This window comes from Pseudomonas sp. S2_A10 (assembly GCF_054668465.1).
The window spans coordinates 733,392-750,688 of record NZ_CP162773.1 but is presented as its reverse complement, the minus strand read 5'-3'; the positions used below and the strand labels follow the sequence as shown (position 1 = coordinate 750,688).

The following is a 17,297-nucleotide window of genomic DNA, read 5'->3' as shown; positions in this document are numbered from 1 at the left end:
ACCTTTGAAAAAACACGCAGAACGCTGCGCGGGGGATTTGTGCGCGCTGAATTCCTGCAACCACACAATAAAAACAACGGGTGGCATATATGAGAGCAACCATAAATTACAGCCTGGCAGTCGCGGGGATTTGTCTGGCAATGCCCACGTCCTCACAGGCGCTGGAGTTCGGCGGCTATCTGCGCAGCGGTGTCGGAACCTCGGTAAACAGCAGCAGCCAGTCGTGTTTCCAGTTGCCCGGCGCGCAGACCAAATATCGCCTCGGTAACGAGTGCGAGCAGTACGGTGAGCTCGAGCTGCGCCAGGATCTGTACACCCTCGAAGACGGCTCGGTGCTGAGCGTCGACGGCATGGCATCGCTGTACAACCGCTACGACCGCAGCCTGACGTTCAAGGAAGACAACGGCTCGATTCGCCTGCCGCAGGCTTACGCGCAATGGTCGGCGATGCCCGCGCTCAACGGCGGCTCGCTGTGGGCCGGTCGGCGCTACTACAAACGTAACGACATCCATATTTCCGATTTCTATTACTGGAACCAGAGCGCCACCGGGGCAGGCATTGAAGACGTGTTGCTCGGTGGCTTGAAATACAGCTACGCCTTTTCACGCAAGGACAACCTTTATCAGAAGGATTACATCAACCGCCACGACTTCAATGTCGGCGGTTTCAACAGTAACCCGGGCGGTGAACTTGAGTTCGGCCTGAGTTACATCGACAAGCCCGACAGTCGCGACGCCCACCGTGGCTGGGCGATTACCACTCAGCACGTGCAGCAGGACTTTCTCGGCGGCAAGAACAAACTGGCGCTGCAATACGGTGAAGGGCCGGGCACCGGATTGGGCTATACCGGTAACGTCAGGCTCGATGACCGCAACAAGAGTTATCGGATCGTCGAGTTCTTCGACTGGCAACTGACGCCACGTTTTGGCGGACAATTCCAGGCGGTGTATCAGAAAGATATTCGTCAGGGCGGCGCCGACCAGAACTGGCTGTCACTCGGTGTGCGCCCGGCCTATGCACTGAGCGAGCAGTTCAAACTGGTGACCGAACTGGGTCACGATCAGGTCGAGGCGGCGGACGGCACGCGCAAGCTGAGCAAGTTCACCTTTGCACCGACCTGGTCACCAAAAGGCCCGGAATTCTGGGCGCGGCCCGAAGTACGTCTTTATTACACCTATGCCAGCTGGAACCAGGCAGCCAAGCGTGCCGCCAACCTGTTGGCCAAAGGTTCGGCGCTGTCCGACACCGGCGCCTTCGGCAACGCACGGCACGGCGCCAATGTCGGCTTGCAGGTTGAATACTGGTGGAAATAAGCAAAGCGGCTGCGACCGCTCATTCAATCAATACAAGCTCAGGTGATGTCATGGCCACACCCCAACAATTGCAGCTGCTGGCTCCTTTATCCGGCGTGCTGATGGCGCTGGACCAGGTGCCCGACCCGGTATTTGCCGGGCGGATCATCGGCGACGGTTTGTGCATCGACCCGACTTCGTCAACGCTCTGCGCACCGTTGGCCGGTGTGGTCAGCGATGTGCAGGCCAGCGGGCATGCGCTCACCATCACCAGTGATGCGGGTGTTCAGGTGTTGATGCATATCGGCCTGGACACGGTGAATCTCGCCGGCGAAGGATTCACCCGCCGCGTTGACGCGGGGCAGCGGGTCGAAGCGGGGCAGGCGCTGATCGACTTCGATGCTGACTACATTGCCCTGCACGCGCGCAGTTTGTTGACCTTGATGCTGGTGGTCAGCGGCGAGCCGTTCGATTCACTCGTTGGCTCAACCGGGTTGGTCGAGGTGGGCCAGCCAGTGCTTGACGTCGTGGTCGGCGCAGCCGTTGGCGAACATCCTGCGCCGGTGCCGGGCGACGCGGTGTTCTCGCAGCCGATCCATCTGCCCAATCCCAATGGCCTGCACGCGCGGCCGGCGGCAGTATTCGCCCAAGCGGCCAAAGCATTTTCAGCGACCATCCATCTGCACAAGCTGCAAGCTCAAGCCAACGGCAAATCCCTGGTGGCGATCATGGCGTTGCAAACGGCTCATGGCGACAGTGTGCAGGTCAGCGCCGAAGGCGAAGATGCCGTAGCCGCCGTCGATGCGCTGACACGCTTGCTGAGCGAAGGCTGTGGCGAAGCGGTCAAAGCGCCCGCGCCGGTCGAAGTCGATGCAGCAGAAATGCCGAACATCCTGCGCGGTGTCTGCGCCTCGCCCGGTTCGGCGTTGGGGCAAGTCATGCAGATTGTCGAAGCGTCGCTCATGGTCAACGAGTTCGGCGCCGAGCCGCCAGTTGAACTGGAGGCGTTGAGCCAAGCACTGATCGAAGCCGACATGGCCCTGCAACATCTGCGCGACACCGCCAGCGGCCAGGCGCAGGCGGAGATCTTCAAGGCGCATCAGGAACTGCTCGCCGACCCGAGCCTGCTGGATCAGGCCAGGGCGCTGATCGACGCGGGCAACAGCGCGGCGTTTGCCTGGAAGACCAGCACCGACGCAACGGCGGCGATGTTTCGCTCGCTGGGCAATGCCTTACTGGCTGAGCGCGCGGCGGATCTGGATGATGTCGGCCAGCGCGTGCTGAAGCTGATCCTCGGTGTTCACGAGCAGACGCTGGAGTTGCCGGACGACACCATTCTGATCGCCGATCAGCTGACCCCGTCCCAGACCGCCGGGCTCGATACGCGCAAGGTGCTCGGGTTTGCCACCGTCGGCGGTGGCGCCACCAGCCATGTCGCGATCCTCGCGCGAGCCTGCGGTTTACCGGCGATCTGCGGCATGCCGGCGCAAATGCTCGGGCTCGGCAACGGCACGCGGGTGCTGCTCGATGCCGACAAAGGCGAATTGCAGTTGCACCCGGACGCCGAGTCCATTGACCAATTGCGCACGCGGCATGAGCGCCAGCGCCAGCGTCATCAGCAGGAACTGGCGCAGGCCAGCGAGGCGGCCTGCACCCGTGACGGTCAGCACATCGAAGTCACCGCCAACGTTGCCTCGCAGGAAGAAACCGCCCAGGCCATGGAGCTGGGCGCGAATGGCGTGGGGCTGCTGCGTTCGGAGTTTCTCTACCTGGGCCGTCAGCAATCGCCGAGCCATGACGAACAGGTGGCCACTTACAGCGCCATCGCCCGCACCATCGGGCCGGCACACAATCTGGTGGTGCGCACCCTCGATGTCGGTGGCGACAAACCGCTGGCTTATGTGCCGATGGACAGCGAAACCAATCCTTTCCTCGGTTTGCGTGGCATTCGTCTGTGCCTTGAGCGACCGCAACTGTTGCGCGAGCAGTTCCGTGCAATCCTCGCCTGCTGTGAACTGACGCGTCTGCACATCATGTTGCCGATGGTCACGAATTTGGCCGAACTGCGTCTGGCGCGGCAGATTCTCGAGCAAGAAGCGCGGGTGCTGGGCCTGGCGCACCTGCCAAAGCTGGGAATCATGATCGAAGTGCCTGCCGCTGCGCTGATGGCCGATGTGCTGGCGCCGCACGTGGATTTTTTCTCCATCGGTACCAACGACCTCACCCAATACACCCTGGCCATGGATCGTGACCATCCGCGTCTGGCCAGTCAGGCGGACAGTTTTCATCCCTCAGTCCTGCGCCTGATTGCCATGACGGTGAAGGCTGCGCATGCCCACGGCAAATGGGTCGGCGTCTGCGGCGCCATGGCGTCTGAACGCCTTGCGGTGCCGTTGCTGCTGGGGCTGGGTGTGGATGAGCTGTCGGTGAGCGTGCCGTTGATTCCGGCGATCAAGTCGGCGGTCCGCGAAGTGGATCTGGCCGACTGTCGAATCATCGCCGAACAGGTTTCGAACCTGGAAAGTGCCGACGACGTGCGCGAAGCCTTGCAGCGGTTTCATGAGGCGAAAGTCGATGCCTCGCCGGTAATGGAGAATTGAACATGTTCGACAAATTGCAGCAGGCATTCTGGAAAGCACTGACGCCGGATCTGGTCCCGGATGAGGTGAAAGCCGTCGCCGAACCGATTGCCGGCCTGAGCGCCGAGATTGTTGCGGCGCTGGGCGGTGTGGATAACCTCAAGTCGCAGCAACCGGTGGCGCTGACTCGGGTGCGCGTGGCGCTGCATGACGAGGCACGGGTCGACCGTCAGGCGTTGAGTATGGCCGGTGTGTCGGGCGTCATGTGCCTTGAGGGCGGCGTGCTGCACCTGATTACCGGGCTGCGCGCATAAGGCCGACAAGACGTGCGGCCGCAGGTCGCCCTTACTGTTTCTCAACTGCGGGTGTATCGTATTCGCCTTTTTGCGGATCCCTCGGGGTCTGTCGCTGATACGTGAGGTAGTTGAGTTCATGTCCTTTACCCGTCGCCAAATCCTCGGTGGCCTGGCCGGTCTTGTTGTCGTTGGCGTGGGCGCGGGAGGCGCGTCGCGTTACTGGCTGGGCAAGATGGCCGACGCCGAGGCCGGCCACGACTATGAACTGATCGCCGCGCCGCTCGATGTCGAGCTGGTGCCGGGCCACAAGACCGAGGCCTGGGCGTTCGGCCCGTCGGCGCCGGGCACCGAGTTGCGTGTGCGCCAGGGTGAATGGTTGCGGGTGCGCTTCATCAATCACCTGCCGGTGGCGACTACCATTCACTGGCACGGCATCCGTCTGCCGCTGGAAATGGACGGCGTGCCCTACGTATCGCAGTTGCCGGTGCTGCCGGGCGAATACTTCGACTATAAATTCCGCGTGCCGGACGCCGGCAGCTATTGGTATCACCCGCATGTCAGCAGCAGCGAAGAACTCGGACGTGGTCTGGTCGGGCCGCTGATCATCGAGGAACGCGAGCCGACCGGTTTCAAGTACGAGAAAACCCTGAGCCTGAAGAACTGGCATGTCGACGAGCAAGGTCAGTTCGTCGAATTCAGCATCCCCCGCGAAGCGGCCCGTGGCGGTACCGCCGGGCGCTTGTCGACGATCAATGGTGTGCCGCTGCCGGTGATTGATCTGCCGGCCGGGCAGATCACCCGGGTGCGTTTGCTCAACCTCGACAACACCCTGACCTATCGCATCAACATCCCCGGTGTCGAAGCGAAGATCTACGCGCTGGATGGCAACCCGGTCGAGCCGCGCCCGTTGGGCAAGGAATACTGGCTCGGCCCCGGCATGCGCATTTGCCTGGCGATCAAGGCGCCGGCGGCCGGTGAAGAGTTGTCGCTGCGCAACGGCCCGGTGCGTCTGGGTACGCTGCGTTCAGTCGCCAACACCGATGCGCCGACGGACTGGCCGAAGGCCCTGCCGGCCAACCCGGTGGCCGAGCCGGATCTGGCCAATGCCGAGAAACTCAACTTCAATTTCGAATGGGTCGGCTCGGTCTCGGTGAACACCGAAAACGGCAAGCCGCCGAGCCTGTGGCAGATCAACGGCAAGGCCTGGGACATCACCGACAAGACCTGTGCTGACCGACCGATTGCCAGCCTGAAACTGGGCCAGAGCTATATTTTCGAATTGAAGAACATGACCCAGTACCAGCACCCGATCCACCTGCACGGCATGAGCTTCAAGGTGATCGCGTCGAACCGGCACAAAGTCGTGCCGTATTTCACCGACACCTATCTGCTGGGCAAGAACGAGCGTGCGCAAGTGGCGCTGGTGGCGGATAACCCGGGGGTGTGGATGTTCCACTGCCATGTCATCGACCACATGGAAACCGGCCTGATGGCCGCGATCGAGGTGAAGTGATGCGCCAGATCCGCCCGGCGGCGATCATCGACCGCAGCCGCGACCGCGACTTCATGCGCGAAGCCTTGACCCTCGCCGCGCAGGGCGCCGCCCTCGGTGAGGTGCCGGTGGGCGCGGTGCTGGTGCAGGATGGCGTGATCATCGGTCGCGGCTTCAATTGCCCGATCAGCACCAGCGACCCGAGTGCCCACGCCGAAATGGTCGCGATCCGCGCCGCCGCGCAGGCAGTGGATAACTATCGCCTGCCGGGCAGCACGCTGTATGTGACGCTGGAGCCTTGCAGCATGTGCGCCGGGCTGATCGTGCATTCGCGGGTGGCGCGGGTGGTGTACGGCGCGCTGGAACCCAAGGCCGGGATTGTGCAGAGTCAGGGACAGTTTTTTACCCAGGGCTTTTTGAATCACCGGGTGTTGTATGAGGGCGGGGTGTTGGCTGAAGAATGTGGTGCGGTGCTGACCGAGTTTTTCCGCGCCAGACGCACTAAAAACCCCTCACCCTAACCCTCTCCCAGAGGGAGAGGGGACCGACCGAGTTGAATGGACCAAGTCCGCCGACCTGAAATACCGAGTCGGACTCAAGTTTTGAAAAGCTCAACAATCAGCTCCCTCTCCCTGGGGAGAGGGCTGGGGTGAGGGGGAGGCCCACCGCGGTCATGGGAAAATACGCTTACTTCCTGGCGACGATAACTGCCCGCATCGGCGCCGGCAGCCCTTCAATGGTTTTGCTGTGGTCTTCAGGATCCAGAAAATCGCTCAGCGACTGATACTTCATCCACTCCGTCCCGCGTTGTTCTTCCACCGTCGTGGTACTGACATCCACACAACGAATATCGCTGAATCCGGCTCTGCGCAGCCACAATTCCAGCGCCGGCACCGACGGCAAAAACCACACGTTGCGCATCTGCGCGTAGCGATCTTCCGGCACCAGCACCTGATGCTTGTCGCCTTCGACCACGAGGGTTTCCAGCACCAGTTCGCCGCCCTTGACCAGGCAATCCTTCAGCGCCAGCAAATGCTCGATCGGCGAGCGACGGTGGTAGAACACGCCCATGGAAAACACCGTGTCGAAGCCTTCCAGATTCGGCGGCAGGTCTTCGAACGGGAACGGCAGGTGCCAGGCATTCGGCTCGGACAAGTAACGCTGCACCGCCTGGAACTGGCAGAAGAACAGCCAGTTCGGGTCGACCCCGATCACGCTGTCGGCGCCGGCGCCGAGCATGCGCCACATGTAGTAGCCGTTGCCGCAACCGACATCAAGGATGCGTTTGCCCTTCAGGTCGAGGTGCGGGGAGACCCGCGACCACTTCCAGTCCGAGCGCCATTCGGTGTCCACATGCACACCGAACAGGTCGAACGGCCCTTTGCGCCACGGCGACAGACCCATCAGCGCGGTGCGCATCTGCGCGCGAGTGTCGTCGTCGCAATCGGTGTCGAGTTTCAGGCCGTTGAGCAGGTCGACTTCGCTTGGCTGGATCTTCGGCAAGGCGTCCAGCGCACTTTGCCAGCGCTCCAGATCGCCGTGGCCTTTGTCCATTTTCTTGTCGAGTTGCGCTTGCAGCGTGTTGGCCCATTCGGCCAGCGGAGTACCGGCCAGACGCCGGGCGAGGGGGGACAGATCAATCATGGCAAGGCAATCAACGAGGCAAAGTTAAGACACTGGAACCACGGCACGACTTTCGAGAACCCGGCGGCCAGCAGGCGTTCGCGGTGTTCTTCGAGGCTGTCGGGCTTCATGACGTTTTCGATGGCGCTGCGCTTCTGGGCGATTTCCAGTTCGCTGTAGCCGTTGGCGCGTTTGAACGCCACGTGCAGATCGGTGAGCAGCGCATGCTCTTCGGCATCGTTGAAGCGCAGCTTCTCCGAGAGAATCAGCGCGCCGCCGGGCAACAACGATTGGCGAATGCGCGAGAGCAACGCGGTGCGCTGGGCCGGGGCAATGAATTGCAGAGTGAAGTTCAGCGCCACCACCGAGGCCGGTTGAAACTCCAGCGCGAGGATATCGCCCTCGATCACCTCGACCGGCAGCAGTTCCTGGAACATTGAATCCTGACCGTTGAGGTATTCGCGACAGCGCTCGACCATCGCCGCCGAGTTGTCCACAGCGATGACCCGGCAACCGTCGGTGCGCACATGGCGGCGCAGGGCTTGAGTCACTGCGCCGAGCGACGAGCCGAGGTCGTAGAGCACGCTGTTCGGCTGGGCGAACTGCGCCGCGAGCACGCCGAGGTTTTCGACGATGGTCGGGTAACCCGGCACCGAGCGCTTGATCATGTCCGGGAACACCCGCACCACGTCTTCATTGAAGGCGAAGTCAGGCACCTGGGCCAAAGGCTGGGCGAATAGGCGATCGGGTTCTTTGCTCACGGCGGCGTCCGGCGGTGTCGGTGGAAAAGGCCGGCATTTTAGCCAAACTGGCGCGGGGATGCTTGGGTTGTCTGATAAAGCACCGAACCGGGTGTAATTTTCGCCGTCTGGGATATGGCTTTCGCGAGCAGGCTCGCTCCCACAGGGGGGGCGCGGTGATCTGTCGGAGCGAGCCTGCTCGCGAAGAAGCTGCAGTCAGTTCACCGAAATGGCGCAGTCGAAGGTCTCAACAGGCAGCACTTCCGGTGCCCACGGTTGTTGCGAGGTCAGGCGCAAACGCCCGGTGCCTGCTGCGAAGGCCTGGAAGCGCCAGGTCGAAACCCCCGCTGCGCCAACCACGCCGGCATCTTCCGGATTGCTGTAAACCTCGGGGCTGAGGGCGCGCAACACGCCGCCAGCTGAATCCTGAATCGCCCAGCGGTAGCCGGTGGTCGGGTTGCTTGGCAGGCTGATGATCAGGTTTTGCCCGACGTTGAGCCGCACGGGACATTCGCTTTGTTTTTCCACGGTCACGTTGTGTTTCGGTTGCGTGGCGCAGGCCGCCAGCAAGGAAAGGGCGAGGGGGAGAAACAGGCGAGTGGGGGACATAAGGTCAGCAGCTCCGGCGGTTACGACGAACGGCGAGCATAACTGAAGATGGGACAAAGTGTGACGGTCAGGGAGTTCCGTGTTGGCAGCACTGAAGCCATCGCTGGCAAGCCAGCTCCCACAGGTTTCTCGGTTGACCACAAGATTTGTGGGCACATTGAACATTGTGGGAGCTGGCTTGCCAGCGATAGCGGTACATCAGGCACTACATGATTGTCAGAAGAGCACCTTCGCCACGTCCGCAAACCGCTTGGCAAAGTGCACGGTAATCCCTTCCTTCAGATAATCCGGCAATTCCTCAAAGTTACCCCGGTTCGGCTCCGGCAGAATCAGTTCGAAAATCTTCTGCCGGCGCGCTGCGATGACCTTTTCGCGAACGCCGCCGATCGGCAGTACATGCCCGGTCAGGGTCAGTTCGCCGGTCATCGCCACGCCTTTTTTCGGCGGTTGATTGCGTGCGAGCGAGAGCAGGGCGCTGGCCATGGTCACGCCAGCGCTCGGGCCGTCCTTCGGTGTTGCGCCTTCCGGTACGTGCAGGTGGACGAAGGCTTCGTCGAAGAACTTCGCATCACCACCAAATTGCTTGAGGTGCGAACTGACGTAGCTGTAGGCGATCTCCGCCGACTCTTTCATCACATCGCCCAGTTGCCCGGTGAGCTTGAAGCCCCGGTTAAGCGTATGAATCCGCGTGGCTTCGATCGGCAAGGTCGCGCCGCCCATGCTGGTCCAGGCCAGACCGGTAATCACGCCGGTGCCAGACAGCACTTGTTCGTTGCGGAACACCGGATGGCCCAGCGAGGCTTCAAGATCTTTCGGCCCGAGTTTGATCACCGCTTTCGGATCGTCGATCAGCTTCATCACCGCTTTGCGCACCAGTTTGCCCATCTGCTTTTCCAGCTGACGCACGCCGGCTTCGCGGGCATAGCCATCGATCAGTGCTTTGAGCGCGCTGTCGCTGATGCTCAGGCTGCCTTTTGATACGCCGGCCTTTTCCAGCAGTTTCGGCCACAAGTGACGCTTGGCGATGGCGACTTTTTCTTCGGTGATGTAGCCGGACAGGCGAATCACTTCCATCCGGTCCAGCAACGGGCCGGGAATTGAATCCAAGGTGTTGGCGGTGCAGACGAACAGCACCTTCGACAGATCCATACGCAGGTCGAGGTAGTGGTCGAGAAATTCAACGTTCTGCTCCGGGTCGAGGGTTTCCAGCAGCGCCGAGGCCGGGTCGCCCTGGTAGCTCTGGCCCATCTTGTCGATTTCGTCGAGCATGATCACCGGGTTCATCACTTCGACGTCTTTCAACGCCTGCACCAGTTTGCCCGGTTGGGCGCCGATGTAGGTGCGGCGGTGGCCCTTGATTTCGGCCTCGTCGCGCATGCCGCCGACGCTGAAGCGGTAGAACGGCCGCCCGAGGGATTCGGCGATGGATTTGCCGACGCTGGTTTTACCCACGCCCGGTGGGCCGACCAGCAACACGATCGAGCCGCTGATCTCGCCTTTGTACGCACCGACGGCGAGGAATTCGAGGATGCGATCCTTGATGTCGTCCAGACCCGCATGGTGCTTGTCGAGGATTTTGCGTGCGTGCTTGAGGTCGAGTTTGTCCTCGCCGTACACGCCCCACGGCACCGATGTTGCCCAGTCCAGATAATTGCGCGTGACGGCGTATTCCGGCGAGCCGGTTTCGAGGATCGACAGTTTGTGGGTTTCTTCCTCGAGGCGCTTCTGCACTGGCGCCGGCAGGGTTTTGCCTTCGAGGCGCTGCTGGAACTGTTCGAGGTCGGCGCTGCGGTCGTCCTTGGTCAGGCCGAGTTCCTGCTGGATGACCTTGAGTTGCTCCTTGAGGAAGAACTCACGCTGATGCTCGCCGATCTTGCGGTTGACTTCGGCGGAAATTTCTTTCTGCAGGCGCGCGACTTCGACTTCCTTGCGCAGCATCGGCAGGACTTTTTCCATGCGCTTGAGCATCGGCACGCAGTCGAGCACTTCTTGCAGCTCGGGGCCGGTGGCGGAGGTCAGCGCGGCGGCGAAGTCGGTCAGCGGCGACGGGTCGTTGGGGCTGAAGCGGTTGAGGTAGTTCTTCAGCTCTTCGCTGTACAGCGGGTTGAGCGGCAACAATTCCTTGATCGCATTGATCAGCGCCATGCCGTAGGCCTTGACCTCGTCGGTCGGCTCGGTCGGCTGGTGCGGATATTCGACTTCGACCAGGTAAGGCGGGCGATGGTGCTTGAGCCAGGTCTTGATGCGCACGCGGCTCAGGCCCTGGGCGACGAATTGAAGTTTGCCGTTTTCGCGGCTGGCGTGGTGCACCTTGACCAGCGTGCCGTATTCGGGGAGGGCGCCGGTGTCGAAGTGGCGCGGGTCTTCCTGGGGCGTGTCCATGAAGAACAGGGCCAGGGAGTGGTGTTCGGATTTGCTGACCAGTTCGAGGGTTTCGGCCCACGGTTCTTCGTTGACGATGACCGGCAGGACCTGGGCCGGGAAGAACGGACGGTTGTGGATCGGGATGATGTAGACCTTGTCCGGCAGGTTTTGCCCGGGCAGCGCCAGGCCGGTGCCGGAGGAGGTGTGTTCGATGTGGTCGTTTTCGTAATCGTCGTGGTTGTCCGGGCGATCTTGCTGGTCGGTCATGGGGCACCTGCGCAATGGGGTATGGGGTGTTAGATGGGGCAGGGGTGGGGTGGTTTCAATGGGGCGGGTGTGTTTCTGCTTGTGTGTTCAGGTTTGCAAAGTTTTTGACCTTGTTAACCTTGGCGGCCGTTGGGCCGGTGGCAAGATCCTTCAGGTCGGCACGGATGCCTAGTGGAATCTAACAATGTCTGTGCATAACTAGCGAAAAACGCGAGTGTTGGTTAGCTTTAACTATTAAATGGAGTTTTGATGGATTCCGTTCGGCTTATTTCGAACTGGCCTTGAGTCCCTGTAATTTCTGACAGTAGACAACTGACTCAATCGGCCGAAGATTGCGGTTCAATCTCGAACGACAGAGAGGTGTTCGAGAATTTACCAACGTCAAGGAATCGAACCATGAGTCATACCGATACGAAATACAGGGATTTCATCATTCGCGAATATTCTTCCGACACGCCGGGTTTGCGTTTCCAGGTGATCTACAGCGAAACGGATAAGAGTTTGTTGCTGGAAACCCGCAAGCATGCCGAGCAACTGATCATCGATCGATTGCAACGGATGGCAAATGGAGGAAAAGCCTTTTGATTCTGTCGGGTCACGCTGACGACAAGCGTTCGAAGGTTGCGATCTTTTGATTTTTTCTTGAAAGCACCGAATTGCCCAAGGCGAAGTGGACAGACTTCATTGATGCCATACACCTTGGTGCGAATGGAGCATGTTGGGCACGCCTCCATGCAAAAAGGCGCCACCCCTCACAGGGTGGCGCCTTCTTTTTTACCGCCGCTACCGCTTATTCCGGCAGTTTGTACGCAATGATGTAGTCACCCATCTTGGTGCCCAGCGAGCCGTGACCGCCAACAACGAGCAGCACGTATTGCTTGCCGTCCTTGCCGGTGTAGGTCATCGGAGTCGCTTGGCCGCCTGCTGGCAGGCGCGATTTCCACAGTTCTTTACCGGTATTCACGTCATAGGCGCGCAGGTACTGGTCGAGGGTGCCGCTGAGGAAGCCGACGCCGCCGGCAGTGACCATCGAACCGCCCATGCTCGGTACGCCGAGGGTGAAGCCGATCGGGATTGGCGAGCTGTCGCGGCTGGTGCCGTTCTTGCGTTTCCACACGACTTTGCCGGTGGTCAGGTCGATACCGGCGACGTAGCCCCAGGCCGGGGCCTGGCACGGTACGCCGAGTGGCGACATGAACGGGTGCATGATCACCGCGTATGGCGCACCAGTGTTTGGCTGCACGCCCGAGGTTTCGCTCTCGCGCTTGCTGCCGGCTTCGACTTGCTCGCGTGGCACCATTTTCGAGACGAAGGCCATGTAGTTCGGGCTGGTGAACAGCAGCTGGCGAACCGGGTCGACCGAGACGCCGCCCCAGTTGAACACGCCGACGTTACCCGGATAGATCAGGCTGCCCTGTTCCGATGGCGGGGTGTACTGGCCTTCGTAACGCAGTTCCTTGAACTGGATGCGGCACAGCATCTGATCGAACGGGCTCGCGCCCCACATGGCTTTTTCGGTCAGTTCCGGGGCCAGCAGGTTGAGGTCCGAACGGGCCTGGGTCGGTGCGGTGTGGTCGCCTTTCACGGCGCCCTGCGGAACCGGGATTTCCTTGATCGGAATGATCGGCGTGCCGTCACGACGGTCGAGGACGTACAGGCTGCCCTGTTTGGTCGGGGCGATCAGCGCAGGTTTCACGCCGTCGGCGGTTTTCATGTCGAGCAGGGTTGGCTGGCTGCCCACGTCCATGTCCCACAGGTCGTGGTGGGTGAACTGGTAGTTCCAGCGCACTTTACCGGTAGCCAGGTCCAACGCGACGAGGCCGGCGCTGAATTTCTCGGCGCCGGGGGTGCGATTGCCGCCCCATTGGTCAGGGGTCTGGTTGCCCAGTGGCAGGTAGACCATGCCGAGTTTTTCATCGACGCTGGCCAGCGACCACATGTTCGCCGAGTTGCGGCTGTAGGTTTCGCCCGGGGCCAATGGCTCGGTGGCGTCCGGCTTGTCGCTGTCCCAGTTCCATACCAGGTGCCCATCGCGCACGTCGAAGGCGCGGATCACGCCCGATGGCTCGTTGGTCGACTCGTTGTCGGTGACGTGACCGCCCATGATCACCAGATCACGGGTAATCGCTGCTGGCGAGGTGGAGTAGTAGCCGCCGGCGGTGAACGGGCCGATGCCTTGGGTCAGGTCGACCACGCCGTTGGTGCCGAAGCCTTCGCAGATCTTGCCGGTGTCGGCGTTCAGTGCGATCAGGCGGGCATCGGCGGTTGGCAGGTACAGGCGACGCGGGCAGGCCTGAGCAACGGCCTGGCCGGCTTCAGAGATGACAGCGGAACCGGCATTTTCAGACTTGGCATAGGCGGCTTCGTCGTAGTACGACACGCCACGGCAGGTCATGTGGGCGAAGCCCTTGAAGCCGACCGGGCTCTTGATCTGTGGATCGAAGCGCCAGATTTCCTTGCCGGTGTCCGGGTCCAGTGCCAGCACTTTGCTGTGCGCGGTGCAGGCGTAGACCATGCCGTTGGCTTTGAGCGGGGTGTTTTCGTTGGTCAGCTCGACCGGGTCATCCGCAGTTGGCAGGTCGCCGGTCTGGATGCGCCAGGCTTCTTGCAGCTTGCCGACATTTTCCGGGGTGATCTGCTTGAGCGGCGAGTAGCGGTCACCGAACTCGGTGCGACCGTACGCTTGCCAGTCGCCATCCGGCATGGCCGGTGCGGTGCTGGTCATGTCGGCGGTGTCGCGGCCCAGTTCACCGAAGGTTTCGCCCGGGTGGGTGAAGAGGCTGGCCAGAGCGGTAACGCCGGCCAGGATCACAGCGACGGTCAGGCCGCCAGTGCCGATTTTCGCCGGGCCGTTGAGCAGCAGCGGACGACGGAACCACGGCAGCAGCATCACGAAACCGAGGACAAACCACAGCGCCAGACGCGGCACCAGTTGCCACCAGTCCAGACCGACTTCCCACAATGCCCATACCGTGCTGGCAAACAGCACGATGGCGTACAGGCCCAGTGCAGCGCGGCGGCGCATCAGCAGCAGAATGCCGCTCAGCGCGATGCCGATACCGGCCAGCAGATAGTAAAGCGAGCCGCCGAGCATGCTCAGCTTGACTCCCCCGGCCAGCATGGCCAGGCCCATCAGTAGAAGCAGGATGCCGAGCAGGCCCGGTAGCAGACGGCCCCGACTCGAAGCACTTTCGGTGCTCATAGTGTGATTCTCCGTGACGTTTATGTAGTCCCGCGCTGTAGTCACTTTAGATGACGATCTGGCGCAGGCATGGTTCAGATAAAAACTTGTTCGGCTAACGAATTTCATGGATCCCTGTGGGAGCTGGCTTGCCAGCGATGGCGATTGCACATCCAACACTGAAAGCGCCAGACAGATTGCTATCGCTAGCAAGCCAGCTCCCACAGGGCCTTGTGGCGTTTTTTAGAACGACGACTGGATCTTGATCCCGCCGATCAGGGCGTCGTCGACGTCGTTCACGCCACCGGGGTGGCGGATGTATTGCAGGTTGGGGCGCACGGTCAGCCAGTTGGTCACGTGCACGCCGTAATACAGCTCGGCGCTGTATTCGGTGTCCTGCGGTGGCAGGAACGCCGGATTGTCGTAGTCGTAGTCGTAGACGGCGTTGGCGCGGTTGCTCGCCTCGGCGTTCTTGCGATAGGCCGGGTTGACGTGCACACGAGCGAGGGCGAAACCGATGTCATCTTTGGCGCGGGCGTCGAACGGGCCTTTGTAGGTCAGGCCGGCCTGCACGTAGTTGTCGATGGCGTTGGTTTTCTTGTCATGCATCGTCGCGTTGGCGAACAGGCTCAAGCCGCGCGAGTGGTCGCTGGCGATGCTGGTGACCTGCTGCTGAATGCCCAGCCATACGCCGTGCTTGCTCGAGGCACTGCGATAGGCTTCGCCGCTCAGCGCTGCCGGTTGGTCATTGCGGTCTTTATAGACGTCAGAGGCCTTGGCATTGCTGTAGTAATAACCGGCGCGGTATTCGCCCGGCAGGCCGTTGAGCTTCGGCGTCCACACCAGTTCGACCGGCAGGATCGCGCCCTGGGTGCCGCTGCCGCTGAGTTTGAAACCGTTGCCGCGATCGAGGTTCGACGGGTTCTGCTCGTAGGCGCCGACCTGCGCATACAGCTCGGGCGTCAGGTGATATTTGACCCGCAGTGCCCACTGGCTGACCGGCCAGTTGTACCAGATGCCGCCGACCCAGTTACCGACCTGCGAGCCGCAGAACGCGAGGTTCTGGAAGTCGCAAGGGAAGCTGTTGAAGTCTTCGCCTTCGCCGAAACGGCCGACCTTGATGTCGAGTTTCTGATCGAAGAATTTCTGCTGATACCACATCTGCGTCAGGCGCGTGGTCTGGCCACGGCCCCAGACTTCCTGGGCGGAAGTGAAGCCGCCAACGCGCGGGTCGTTGATGCGGTCGTTGCTGATGTTGTTGCCGCTGCGCTTGGTGATGGTCAGCTGAAATTCAGCGTCGTTCCAACCGAGGATCTTCTGCAGATCCAGATGGGTGCCGAGGCCGAACTGGTCGCTGTAGCGGGCAGTGCGGTCGTGGTCATAGCCGCCGTGCAGGTTGCTGCCCATTTCGCCGGTGTAATCGAGTTTGAAGTCGTAGCCTTTTTCCGCAAGTTCCGTGCGCGTGCCGTTCCAGTCACCAAGCATGTACGGTGATTCACTGTCGAAGGCCGGCGCCGCGTGGGCGCAAGTGGCAAGGCCGAGGGCGGTGCAGCCGCCAAGGGTGCGCAGGGCAGAGATAGCGCTGTCTCGGGAGAAGGAAAAGTCAGGCATGAAGAAGTCTTTTTTTGATGTTTTCAGGTGCAGGCCGAGCGCTTCAGATTGTCGCAGGCAGTGAAGCGTTTCAGCGGAAGGGCGGCAGGATAATGATCTGTAACAAATTGAGAAAGCGCTTTTGCAGACATGCAGCGTTTCGGATTCGGTAACAGTGCGGCAAACGGGCGCATTGTGAGTCGGGCCACAGCCTGCGATCTTCCTAGGTTGGCCTACATTTGAAGACAGGCCTTCCACCCGCCCGGCCCCTCGGCTAAGGTGCGCGGCTTCTGCATATCACTTCGCCCAAAGGCCCGGCATGAACGAACAATCCCCCGATCCGCTGCACGGCGTGACCCTTGAACAGATCCTCAATGCACTGGTGACTCACTACGAGTGGTCGGGGCTGGCCGAGCGTATCGACATCCGTTGCTTCAAGAGCGATCCGAGCATCAAGTCGAGCCTGACCTTCCTGCGTAAAACCCCGTGGGCGCGGGAGAAGGTCGAGCGCCTGTACGTTAAGCTGATGCGCACCAAGCGACCGCTCTGAGATGGACAGCGCGAGGCGCCGACGCCTGATCACCGGCCTGGCCGTGTTGGGCTGGGCCGGATTGACGATTCAGCTGTACCTGATCTTCTTCGCACGATTGAGCATCGGCGCCAGCCTGCTGGGCGGGCTGGTGAGTTTCTTCAGCTACTTCACCATATTGACCAACACCTTGGTGGCGACGGTGTTGACCTGCGCGGTCACCGAGCGCGAATCCGCCGCACGGCGCTGGTTTCTGCAGCCGTGGGTCAGCAGTGGAATCGCGGTGAGTATCGCCGTCGTCGGTCTGGCCTACAGCATTCTGTTACGGCATTTGTGGCACCCCGAAGGCTGGCAGTTTGTTGCCGATGAGTTGCTCCACGACGTCATGCCATTGCTGTTTCTCGGCTATTGGTGGCGCTGCGTCCCCAAAGGCACGTTGCGCCTGTGGCATCTGCCGCTGTGGCTGATCTATCCGCTGGTGTACTTCATCTATGCCTTGCTGCGCGGGCATCTGCTCGGCGCTTATGCGTATCCGTTCATTGATGTGGCGGCGTTGGGTTATCCACAGGTGCTGGCGAATGCCGGGGGGATATTGGTGGGGTTTGTGTTGGTGGGGGTGCTGATTATCGGCCTCGACCGCAAATTGTCCGCACGAAGTTGAGATCCAGTGTGGGAGCGAGCCTGCTCGCGAATGCGGTGCGTCAGCCAGCAAATCTTTCGACTGTGCCGATGCCT

The 17,297-nt window shown here is 61.2% G+C and carries 14 protein-coding genes; 8 read left to right on the top strand and 6 right to left on the bottom strand.

Annotated features, from left to right (window positions below):
* The first annotated feature begins 89 nt into the window (after positions 1 to 89).
* From AB4N41_RS03350 to tadA, 5 genes are all read left to right on the top strand, one after another.
* Positions 90 to 1,313, top strand: coding sequence for a maltoporin (locus AB4N41_RS03350; RefSeq protein ID WP_150741874.1), 1,224 nt, complete (start codon positions 90 to 92; stop codon positions 1,311 to 1,313).
* Positions 1,314 to 1,363: 50 nt separating this feature from the next.
* Positions 1,364 to 3,892, top strand: a complete 2,529-nt coding sequence (gene ptsP, locus AB4N41_RS03345; protein WP_460138342.1) for a phosphoenolpyruvate--protein phosphotransferase — start codon at positions 1,364 to 1,366, stop codon at positions 3,890 to 3,892.
* 2 nt (positions 3,893 to 3,894) lie between these two features.
* Positions 3,895 to 4,185: a PTS transporter subunit EIIB gene (locus tag AB4N41_RS03340; protein ID WP_460138341.1), complete on the top strand. Its 291-nt coding sequence runs from the start codon at positions 3,895 to 3,897 to the stop codon at positions 4,183 to 4,185.
* Between the two features lie 118 nt (positions 4,186 to 4,303).
* Entirely contained in the window at positions 4,304 to 5,680 is a 1,377-nt protein-coding gene (locus AB4N41_RS03335) for a multicopper oxidase family protein (RefSeq protein ID WP_065616645.1), read from the top strand.
* On the top strand, positions 5,680 to 6,180 hold the full coding sequence (tadA, locus tag AB4N41_RS03330) for a tRNA adenosine(34) deaminase TadA (RefSeq protein ID WP_056790123.1): 501 nt from the start codon (positions 5,680 to 5,682) through the stop codon (positions 6,178 to 6,180). Before AB4N41_RS03335 ends, tadA begins: the two co-directional genes overlap by 1 nt.
* 166 nt (positions 6,181 to 6,346) lie before the next feature.
* On the opposite strand, the gene cmoB is transcribed toward tadA, so the two are convergent.
* The 4 genes from cmoB to lon all read right to left on the bottom strand — a co-directional run bounded on the left by cmoB (position 6,347) and on the right by lon (position 11,262).
* On the bottom strand, positions 6,347 to 7,303 hold the full coding sequence (gene cmoB, locus AB4N41_RS03325) for a tRNA 5-methoxyuridine(34)/uridine 5-oxyacetic acid(34) synthase CmoB (RefSeq protein WP_095181720.1): 957 nt from the start codon (positions 7,301 to 7,303) through the stop codon (positions 6,347 to 6,349).
* Positions 7,300 to 8,043 carry a carboxy-S-adenosyl-L-methionine synthase CmoA gene (cmoA, locus tag AB4N41_RS03320; RefSeq protein ID WP_073473266.1) on the bottom strand — a complete coding sequence of 248 codons (744 nt, stop codon included), beginning with the start codon at positions 8,041 to 8,043 and terminating at the stop codon, positions 7,300 to 7,302. The genes cmoB and cmoA overlap by 4 nt, the downstream gene beginning before the upstream one ends.
* 195 nt (positions 8,044 to 8,238) lie before the next feature.
* Entirely contained in the window at positions 8,239 to 8,631 is a 393-nt protein-coding gene (locus AB4N41_RS03315; RefSeq protein ID WP_024014192.1) for a protease inhibitor I42 family protein, read from the bottom strand.
* Between the two features lie 216 nt (positions 8,632 to 8,847).
* Positions 8,848 to 11,262 (bottom strand): endopeptidase La, encoded by a 2,415-nt coding sequence (gene lon, locus AB4N41_RS03310; RefSeq protein ID WP_460138340.1) that lies wholly within the window; start codon positions 11,260 to 11,262, stop codon positions 8,848 to 8,850.
* A gap of 396 nt (positions 11,263 to 11,658) precedes the next feature.
* On the opposite strand from lon, the gene AB4N41_RS03305 reads away from it, so the two are divergent.
* Positions 11,659 to 11,847 (top strand): hypothetical protein, encoded by a 189-nt coding sequence (locus AB4N41_RS03305; RefSeq protein WP_041479908.1) that lies wholly within the window; start codon positions 11,659 to 11,661, stop codon positions 11,845 to 11,847.
* Between the two features lie 205 nt (positions 11,848 to 12,052).
* Here AB4N41_RS03305 and AB4N41_RS03300 read toward each other — a convergent pair whose 3' ends face one another.
* Together AB4N41_RS03300 and AB4N41_RS03295 are read right to left on the bottom strand one after the other, a co-directional pair.
* Positions 12,053 to 14,464, bottom strand: a complete 2,412-nt coding sequence (locus AB4N41_RS03300) for a glucose/quinate/shikimate family membrane-bound PQQ-dependent dehydrogenase (protein WP_095181723.1) — start codon at positions 14,462 to 14,464, stop codon at positions 12,053 to 12,055.
* A gap of 222 nt (positions 14,465 to 14,686) precedes the next feature.
* Entirely contained in the window at positions 14,687 to 16,054 is a 1,368-nt protein-coding gene (locus AB4N41_RS03295; RefSeq protein WP_460138339.1) for a carbohydrate porin, read from the bottom strand.
* Between the two features lie 298 nt (positions 16,055 to 16,352).
* Between AB4N41_RS03295 and AB4N41_RS03290 the strand changes: the two genes are divergently transcribed.
* Together AB4N41_RS03290 and AB4N41_RS03285 are read left to right on the top strand one after the other, a co-directional pair.
* The gene (locus AB4N41_RS03290; RefSeq protein WP_016773359.1) at positions 16,353 to 16,583 is read left to right on the top strand and encodes a VF530 family protein; all 231 of its coding nucleotides are present in this window, start codon (positions 16,353 to 16,355) and stop codon (positions 16,581 to 16,583) included.
* Between the two features lies 1 nt (position 16,584).
* On the top strand, positions 16,585 to 17,223 hold the full coding sequence (locus AB4N41_RS03285) for a Pr6Pr family membrane protein (protein ID WP_056790104.1): 639 nt from the start codon (positions 16,585 to 16,587) through the stop codon (positions 17,221 to 17,223).
* The last annotated feature ends 74 nt before the right edge of the window (positions 17,224 to 17,297 follow it).

What these genes read in the sequence shown, in the direction of transcription:
- AB4N41_RS03295 (WP_460138339.1), bottom strand. Translation starts at nt 16,054, where the DNA reads ATGCCTGACTTTTCCTTCTCCCGAGACAGCGCTATCTCTGCCCTGCGC.
- AB4N41_RS03305 (WP_041479908.1), top strand. Translation starts at nt 11,659, where the DNA reads ATGAGTCATACCGATACGAAATACAGGGATTTCATCATTCGCGAATAT.
- AB4N41_RS03315 (WP_024014192.1), bottom strand. Translation starts at nt 8,631, where the DNA reads ATGTCCCCCACTCGCCTGTTTCTCCCCCTCGCCCTTTCCTTGCTGGCG.
- AB4N41_RS03300 (WP_095181723.1), bottom strand. Translation starts at nt 14,464, where the DNA reads ATGAGCACCGAAAGTGCTTCGAGTCGGGGCCGTCTGCTACCGGGCCTG.
- AB4N41_RS03290 (WP_016773359.1), top strand. Translation starts at nt 16,353, where the DNA reads ATGAACGAACAATCCCCCGATCCGCTGCACGGCGTGACCCTTGAACAG.
- ptsP (WP_460138342.1), top strand. Translation starts at nt 1,364, where the DNA reads ATGGCCACACCCCAACAATTGCAGCTGCTGGCTCCTTTATCCGGCGTG.
- AB4N41_RS03340 (WP_460138341.1), top strand. Translation starts at nt 3,895, where the DNA reads ATGTTCGACAAATTGCAGCAGGCATTCTGGAAAGCACTGACGCCGGAT.
- cmoB (WP_095181720.1), bottom strand. Translation starts at nt 7,303, where the DNA reads ATGATTGATCTGTCCCCCCTCGCCCGGCGTCTGGCCGGTACTCCGCTG.
- tadA (WP_056790123.1), top strand. Translation starts at nt 5,680, where the DNA reads ATGCGCCAGATCCGCCCGGCGGCGATCATCGACCGCAGCCGCGACCGC.
- AB4N41_RS03350 (WP_150741874.1), top strand. Translation starts at nt 90, where the DNA reads ATGAGAGCAACCATAAATTACAGCCTGGCAGTCGCGGGGATTTGTCTG.
- AB4N41_RS03335 (WP_065616645.1), top strand. Translation starts at nt 4,304, where the DNA reads ATGTCCTTTACCCGTCGCCAAATCCTCGGTGGCCTGGCCGGTCTTGTT.
- lon (WP_460138340.1), bottom strand. Translation starts at nt 11,262, where the DNA reads ATGACCGACCAGCAAGATCGCCCGGACAACCACGACGATTACGAAAAC.
- AB4N41_RS03285 (WP_056790104.1), top strand. Translation starts at nt 16,585, where the DNA reads ATGGACAGCGCGAGGCGCCGACGCCTGATCACCGGCCTGGCCGTGTTG.